Raw genomic sequence first — 7,422 nt, 5'->3', positions numbered from 1 at the left:
TGGCTGGCGGGCGCGCGGGCGACCGGCCCGATCGGCGTAAACGGCCGCGCCTCGACCAGCGACAGCGAAACCTTGTCGTGCGTCACGCCCTCGATGCTGTGGGCGACCATGTCCTTGACCGTCGGCACCAGCAGCCGCAGATCGGTATCGGGACGATGCTTGATGAAGACCGCCGCGGAAGACGGCCGGATCTTGTCCGACAGCGGATCGGTGGCGGGGATCACCACGTGCACCCGCGCCGTGACCACGCCGTCGATATTGCGCAGCGTCTCCGACAGCTCCTGCGACAGCGCGAAGATATAGCGCATGCGCTCTTCGGTCGGCGTCGCCACCAGGCCCTGCTTCTGGAACACCTGGCCCAGCGACGAAAAACGTTCGCCCGGCAGCCCTTCGCTGCGCAGGATTTCGAGCGCAGCCGGCAGTTGCGCCTCGTCGACGCGCACGCTCCAGCCGGTCTCGCCGGCGCGCACCTTGTCGGCGTCGATGCCCTCGGCGGTCAGCACCGCCAGCATCTGGTTCGCTTCGGCCTCGTTGAGCGAGGCGTACAGGTCGACGCGGCAGGCGGCCAGCAGCAGGGCCAGCGTGAGCGGAGCGAGACGGGCAAGACGGCCAAGCGGCAGCCGGCGGGCAGCCGGCATGCCCGAAGCCGGAGAGATCGGCGTCATTGCTGGTTCTTGAGCAGGCTGTTGAACAGATTGGTGCCCGCGCTGCCGATGCTCGACGTGACATGGATCGACGAGAACAGCTCGAGCGATTCGGTCTGAAGCATCATGGCCTGATACACCACGTCGCTGGTGCTGCCCTGCTGGATCGCGGTGAACATGCTCTCGCGCATCTCGTCGAGCCGCGCGGCCTGGCGTGCCGCCTCTTCGCCCGCCGACACATAGGTGGTGCGGATCGCGGCGCCGAGCGAGGACGCGCTCGGCTCGCTGGCCGTGGTGCCGCCGGCGGCGCCATGCTGCACCATCTCGGCGAAGGTGCGCGCATCGGCCGGATCGGCGGCCTGGTTGGCCTGCGGCGCCTGCTGGTGCGCGGACACGGTAGCCGCCTCGGCGGCAGCGCCTTGCGCGGCGATCGCGGTGGGATCCATCGCTGTTCTCCTGGACTGAAATGAGAGACAAGCCGGTCAGGGTGCGCGGCGCGCCGGACCGGCCTCGTGGCCGTCCGGCGACGCGCGCGACCCCGCCGCCGTCAGTTGGTCCTCGACGTCTGCTTGACGTCCTGCATCGCGCCCTGGACCAGGTTGGCCTTCTGGGTGTTGTGCGCCATTTCGCTGCTGACCACGGCGTTCTGACGGGTCAGCGTGTCCTGCAGGGCCATGATGTTCACCGAGAACTCCTGGGCCTTCTGCTGGATTTCCTGCATCTTGGCGTTCAGATCGACTTCACCAGCCATTTCCATCTCCTTCGTCAAGTGGTACTGCCAAACACTCCGCATCGGCGATGCGGAACCGATCTGCCGCGGCCCCCTTCAAGAAACAAGGGACCACGGCGAATGCCAGCGGCGCTCAGCGCTGCGGCGGCGGCTCGCCGCCCTTGCCTTCCTTAAGCACCAGCCCGTCCGCTTCGATCTTCTCGATCTCGGCGCCGTTCTTCAGCACCGCTCCTTCGAAATACCGGCTGCCGTTCGCGAGCTGCACGTAGCGCGTGCCGTCGCCGTTATCGGTGATGCTGACCACGCGCGCGGGAAACACGCCCTGCCAGTTGTCCCAGCGGCCTTCGCGCAGATGGCGGCGCCGGCTGTCGGCGGTCTCGCGGTAGTCGATGCGATCGGACACCAGCACGCCGGGATGCAGATCCTCGATCACGCGCTTGACCTTGTCGCGGCCGGCCACCGGGTCCGCCGTGCCGGTCAGCACCACGCGGCCGTTGCCCTGGTAGGCGATGCCCACACCGGGCTCGTCCACGTAGCGCTGGATATGCTCGATGATGTCGTCGGCCGATCTGACCTGCTGCTGCACGCCTCGGCCGAACGGCGCCAGCGCCTGCGCGATGCGCTGCCGGTCCACCCGCGAATTGACGAAGCCGCGCACGGTGACCGCGCCGTTGGGCAGCGACACCACCTCCAGTTCCGGATAGCCCGCGACGGTCTCGCGCACCGCGGCGGGGTCCACCTGCGCGGTACGGGCAAAGCCGCCGTCTTGCGACAGCGTGGCGGCCAGCCAGCCGGCACCGATCAGCAGCGCCACCACCAGCACGCCGATGCAGCCCAGCACCCAGCGGCTGGACCGGCGCACCGGCTCGTCGCTGTCGGCGCGCGCGGCGCGGCGGCCCGATTCGGCCCAGGCGAACAGCGTGTCGGTGGTCTCTGACGCCGCCGGCGCGGCGCGCAGCAGCTCCATGTCGAGCGAGCCGACCGTCAGGATGTCGCCGCCGGCCAGCGCGATCACGCGCTGCGTGGTGTCGCGGCCGTTGACCTTGACCTGCGCCTCGCCGATGCGCTCGGCCGAGACCGCCAGCTCGCCGACGTTCAGCACCAGATGGCGCGGCTGCACGTCGTCGCCTGGCACGCTGATGTCGACGTCGCTGGCGGCGCCCAGCACATTGGCGCCGCGCCGCAGCGAGATCACGCGGCCGTAGACGGCGCCGCCCAGCAGCCGCAGCGTCCAGCCGCCAACGCCGGCGTCATGGCGCGGCCGATCGGCCCGCAAATCGGCGCGCGAATCGGCGCGCGGCTCGCCGTGCGGACCGGCGAGCGGATCGACTTGCGATTCGACGTGCAAGGCGGCGGCCATCAGCTCATCCCCGGCATCACCAGACGCGGTGTCAGCAGGTAGAAGCGCTCCATATTGGCCTGGCGCTTCTCCTGGTACTTGAACAGGTTGCCGATGATCGGCACGTCCTGCAGGAACGGCACGCCCGACGACGCGCGCAGCTTCTCCTCGACGGTATAGCCCGCGATCAGCAGGCTCTTGCCCTCATCGACCATCGCCTGCGTGGTGATCGAGCGGCGCCGCACGATCGGAATGTTGTCGACGGTCTCGCCGGACAGGTCGCCATCGGCGATATCGATGCTGAGCATCACGGCGCGCCCTTCTCGCTCGTCGATCACCAACGGCGTCACGCGCACCGCGGTACCGGCCACGACGTTGAACAGGCCCGCGTCCTGGAAGCCGTCGACGCGCACATAGAACTCGCGCATGTTCTCCAGCGCGGCCTCGGTGTTGTCGAGCGTCAGCACCTTGGGGCGCGCGACGAAGTTGGCCTGGCCGCGCTCGGCCAGCGCCTTGACGCGCGTCAGCAGGTAGCGCGTGACGTCGTTGCCGATTGCGCCGGTGAACTGCAGGCCCGAGCCGGCGGTATTGCCGGTGGTGCCGCCCTCCGAGCGGGCATTGCCGAAGGTCAGCGGCGAACCGCCGCCACCGCCGAGCTGCAGGTCGACGTGGCGCGTATGCAGGCGCCAGTCCACGCCCAGGCTGTCCAGGTTCTCCTGGCTGATGTCCATGATCGTGACCTCGATCTCGATCAGCCGCGGCTTGATGTCGAGCGACGAGATCAGGCGCTGGTACTGCGCCATCCGTTCCGGCACATCGCGCACGATCACCGCATTCAGGCGCGTGTCGGCCTGGAACTGCGGCAGGCCGCCGAAGCCCCAGTTGCCGAAGCCGGGCTGGCCGATGCCGGTGGAGCTGTCGGCCATCGACTCCAGCACCTGGCGCGGATTGGCCTGCGGCAGCGTCATGTTGTTGGCGCCGCCGCTGCGCAGCTCGGCCATGCGGCTGGCGCCGCGGCTCGGGCCCATGCTGACCGGCGTGGTGGCGGTACCGGCGCGCTGGCGTCCGTACAGGCTGCGCAGCACCGTGACCACGCCCGGCACCGTGATGTCCTTGCCCGAGCGGTTGATGCGGAAGTCCGACGCCCACGAATACTTCAGCGGAAAGATCTGCACCTCGGCGCGGTCGTCGTTGACGGCGCGGTCGTCGAAGGCGCGCACCGCGGAACGCACGGTCTCGACATAGCGCTTCGGCCCCGACACCATCACGGTGCCGTCGTCGTCGTTGATCGTGATCGGATAACGCGAGTCGATGACCTGCATGTGTTCCAGCGCATCCTGCAACCGGTCCCCCGCCCCGCGCGCGAATGGAATGACCTCGCTGCGCGCTTCGCCGGCCGGCTCGATATAGAGCAGCGAGCCGTCGTAGTAGTAGGTCAGGCCATAGCTGGCGCAGACGCTGCGCAGGATCGACAGCGGCGAATCGGAGAAGCGGCCGCTGATGGTGCCGTCCACGCGCGAATCGACCACCGCGGTGGTGCCTTGCGTCGACGCCAGTTCGCGCAGGAAATCGGCCACGCGCTTCTCGCTGGCCGAGATCTGGAACGGCTTGCCGGGCCAGTTCAGGTCGGCGGCGTGCAGCGGCGCGATGGCGCCGAACCACAGGGCCAGCAGCAGCGCCAGCGCCACCATGATGCGCAGCGCGGCCGCCCTACCCGCGTATTGCCGCGGCAGCATCTTCTTATCTGTCGACGGACGGCCCTGCATTGCGCCCGCCATGGCCAGACATCGAGGTCCGAACCGTTCGCTTGTCAACATATCCTCCCCGGTTTTCCACTGCATCAGTGTGCGTAACTGCCCTGCGAATCTGTCGTCGAATCTTCGTTATAAAAAGGTCAGCATCGTCTGGATCGCCCGCTGCGAGAACCGCATCACCTCGCCGCCGAGCCAGCCGCCCAGCAGCACCAGCGACACCAGCACCGCGATCAGCCGCGCCGAGGTGCCGATGCTCTGGTCCTGGATCTGGGTGACCGCCTGCAGCACCGCCACCACCAGCGCTACGAGCGTGCCGATCAGCACCACGGGCAGCGTCACCCACAGCACCACCAGCAGCGCCTCGCGCGTGACATCGAGAATGGTGTCGGCGCCCATCGCTTACTCGACCTCGGGATTGCGGATCCAGCCGACCGGCACCAGGCGCACGTCCTCGTCGACTTCCTGATAGGACAGCACCGGCAGGCGCGGCGCGACCGGCTCGATCAACCGCTTGATGTAGCGCCGCACGTCGACGCTGACGACCACCACCACGCGGGCGGCATTGGCCTTCTCCAGCAGCTGGCGCAGCTGCTCGCGGATCTCGCGCGTGACGTCGTGGCTCAGCAGCAGCAGGTTGCCGCGCGCGGCCTTCTCGATCGCGCCCTGCACGCGCTGCTCCAGCGCGGGCTCGAACAGCACCGCGTCGATCGCGCGTTCGCCGCCGACATGGCGGCTGGTGATCAGGCGGCCGAGATCGACGCGGACCAGCTCGGTCAGCGCGATCGCATCGGTTTCCTTGGGCGCCCACGTCACCAGGCTCTCGAAGATCGTGCGCAGGTTGCGGATCGGCACGTCTTCCTGCAGCAGGCGCCGCAGCACCTCGGTGACGCGCTGCAGCGGCACCACGCGGGCCAGTTCCATCACCAGGTCCGGGGCCTCGGCCTGCACCACGTGCATCATCTCCTGCACGTCCTGGATGCCGAGCAGCGGCGCGGCATGCTGCTTGATCACCGCGCCGACGTGGACGGCCAGCACTTCCTCGCACGACAGCGTGCGGGGCGCGCCGGGCGCGGGCACATCGCTCGCGCCTTCGCGGCCGCCGCGGCCGGCGGGCTTTTCCTGCGGAATCCAGACCGCCTCGGCGAACGGCCCGAACGGCGCGCCGACCACCGCGCGGCCCTGGTCCACCAGCGCCCGCGACCCCGGCTCGACCAGCTCCATGCCGGGCCGCAGCGCGCCGCGCGAGGCCACCACGTCCTGCACGCGGATCGCGTAGGCGTCGGGCTCGCCCAGCGGGCGGTATTCGATCCGCAGGCGCGGAAAGACCATGCCCAGGTCCGACTCGACCTGGCTCTTGGCGATCGTCATGCGCTGCTCGAACTGGCGCATGTCGAGGCGATCGCGCAGCGTCGGGTCCAGGTCCAGCGCCAGCGCGGGCGCCACGGCCGCGCGCGCGTCTTCTTCCTTGCGGTCGTCCGGCATCTCGATCCACGTGACCGTGCCGGCGGTACGCTGGCCCCGGCGCATCAGCCAGTAGCCGCACCCCGCCACCACGAGCGCCATCGTGGCGAAGGTCCATTTGGGGAAGCCTGGTACCACCAGGAACACCGCGATGGCGACGCCCGACACCAGCAGCGCCTTCGGCTGCGCCAGCAGTTGGCGGCCGATCACGGTGCCGAGGTTGGCGGCACGGCTGTCGCTGTCGTCCGACGACACGCGCGTGATCACCACGCCGGCGGCGATCGATACCAGCAGCGACGGAATCTGCGAGACCATGCCGTCGCCGATGGTCAGGATCGCGTAGCGCTGCAGCGCGTCGCCGATGCTCATGTCCTTCATCAGCGTGCCGATCGTGATGCCGGCCAGGATATTGACCAGCGCGATGACGACGCCGGCGATCGCATCGCCCTTGACGAACTTCATCGCGCCGTCCATGGCCCCGTGCAGCTGGCATTCCTGCTCCAGCTCGCGGCGCCGCTCCTGCGCCTGCGCGGCGCTGATGGTGCCGGCGCGGACATCGGCGTCGATGCTCATCTGCTTGCCGGGCATCGCGTCCAGCGCGAAACGGGCACCGACCTCGGCCACGCGCTCCGAGCCCTTGGCAATCACGATGAACTGCACGATCGCGATGATCAGGAACACCACGCCGCCGACCACGACGTTATTGCCGACGATCAGCTTGCCGAAGGTCTCGATGATGTGGCCCGCATTGGCGTGCAACAGGATCAGCTTGGTCGACGCGATATTGAGCGAGAGCCGCAGCAGCGTGGTGAACAGCAGCAGCGAGGGGAAGGTCGACAGCGACAGCGCCGACGGAATATAGGTGGCGACGATCAGCAGGGTCAGGCTGATGCCCAGGTTGATCGTCAGCATCAGGTCCAGCAGGAAGGTCGGCAGCGGCAGCACGAACAGCGCGATCACCGCGAACAGCAGCAGCGTCAGCGCGATGTCGGACTGGCGCGAGGCCGCCGCAGCCATCTGCTGCAGGCCCGGCGCGGGGCCGATCCCCTTGGTGAATCCCGACAGTTTTGCCATGACGCGGTATGTGGGCTGCTGCGATGGTTCGATCGGCCGTTCGCCGGGACGGGCCCGGACTGTCCGCGCTCGATGGCGCTACCTGGGTGGAGGCCACGGGGGCCACGCGCGCCACACGCGCCACGCAGGCCGTGCCGCCGCGGCGCACCCCTGGCGAACGGTGAGCGCAGTGTATGGCGGCTGCGCCACGCGACCAATACCGAGGATTCGTAGCGGCGGGGCTGCGGACGGGGCGGCCGCAGTCCCCACTACCAAGGCTCGTAGTGGACGGGGCTGCACCTGCTTCCGTATCGTTCTTCCCGTATTTCCGTCTTGTTTATTTCGGTCTCGCTTGTTTCGGCCTCACCAACTGGCTGCGACCGCCGCGGTCCTCGCCGCCGCCGGCGGGCCTTGCCATGCCTCTGCCATCCATGACGTCCA

Annotated in this window: 7 protein-coding genes; all 7 read right to left on the bottom strand. The window is 68.8% G+C overall.

From position 1 onward, the window contains the following. A partial coding sequence (sctJ, locus tag AC6EI8_RS22210) for a type III secretion system inner membrane ring lipoprotein SctJ (RefSeq protein WP_498382895.1) occupies positions 1-665 on the bottom strand: 665 nt, incomplete at its 3' end. Then, positions 662-1,090: a hypothetical protein gene (locus tag AC6EI8_RS22205; protein ID WP_226105528.1), complete on the bottom strand. Its 429-nt coding sequence runs from the start codon at positions 1,088-1,090 to the stop codon at positions 662-664. The genes AC6EI8_RS22205 and sctJ, both read right to left, overlap by 4 nt. Positions 1,091-1,191: 101 nt before the next feature. Further along, positions 1,192-1,395, bottom strand: coding sequence for a hypothetical protein (locus tag AC6EI8_RS22200; RefSeq protein WP_006580119.1), 204 nt, complete (start codon positions 1,393-1,395; stop codon positions 1,192-1,194). Positions 1,396-1,507: 112 nt separating this feature from the next. Then, positions 1,508-2,734, bottom strand: a complete 1,227-nt coding sequence (locus tag AC6EI8_RS22195) for a SctD/MshK family protein (protein WP_498382894.1) — start codon at positions 2,732-2,734, stop codon at positions 1,508-1,510. Next, positions 2,734-4,449, bottom strand: coding sequence for a type III secretion system outer membrane ring subunit SctC (gene sctC, locus AC6EI8_RS22190; protein ID WP_498382893.1), 1,716 nt, complete (start codon positions 4,447-4,449; stop codon positions 2,734-2,736). The genes AC6EI8_RS22195 and sctC overlap by 1 nt, the downstream gene beginning before the upstream one ends. A gap of 147 nt (positions 4,450-4,596) precedes the next feature. Further along, positions 4,597-4,863, bottom strand: a complete 267-nt coding sequence (locus AC6EI8_RS22185) for an EscS/YscS/HrcS family type III secretion system export apparatus protein (protein ID WP_498382892.1) — start codon at positions 4,861-4,863, stop codon at positions 4,597-4,599. A 3-nt stretch (positions 4,864-4,866) separates the two neighbouring features. Next, positions 4,867-7,002 carry a type III secretion system export apparatus subunit SctV gene (sctV, locus tag AC6EI8_RS22180; RefSeq protein WP_226105524.1) on the bottom strand — a complete coding sequence of 712 codons (2,136 nt, stop codon included), beginning with the start codon at positions 7,000-7,002 and terminating at the stop codon, positions 4,867-4,869. Positions 7,003-7,422 lie beyond the last annotated feature (420 nt).

It is taken from the genome of Cupriavidus sp. R6-3 (assembly GCF_059772245.1).
This window is presented reverse-complemented; position numbering and strand designations above follow the sequence as displayed.